Origin of the sequence: Rhodoplanes roseus (genome assembly GCF_003258865.1) — a bacterium.
Lineage (GTDB): Bacteria > Pseudomonadota > Alphaproteobacteria > Rhizobiales > Xanthobacteraceae > Rhodoplanes > Rhodoplanes roseus.
The window spans coordinates 1-280 of sequence record NZ_NPEX01000780.1 but is presented as its reverse complement, the minus strand read 5'-3'; the positions used below and the strand labels follow the sequence as shown (position 1 = coordinate 280).

The 280-nt window shown below is 61.1% G+C and carries 1 protein-coding gene; it reads left to right on the top strand.

The window, feature by feature from the left end:
- Window positions 1–280: thiamine ABC transporter substrate-binding protein (locus CH341_RS32375; protein ID WP_146604760.1), on the top strand; the 280-nt coding region annotated here is incomplete at both ends.

Genomic DNA, 280 nt, shown 5'->3' with positions numbered 1-280 from the left:
CGATCCGGTGTTCATACCCTACGATTATGGCTGGTTCGCCGTCGTCTACGACAGCCAGGCGATCGGTGCGCCTCCGCAAAGCCTGGAGGAGCTGGTCAGCGGCAATCCGGAAGAGAAGATCGCCATCGAAGATCCTCGCAGCTCGACACCGGGTCTCGGGCTGCTTCTGTGGATGAAGAAAGTCTATGGCGACAGCGCCGAGGCAAAATGGCGGGAGCTCTCCAAGCGTATCCTGACGGTGACGCCCGGCTGGAGCGAAGCCTATGGGCTCTTGACGAGC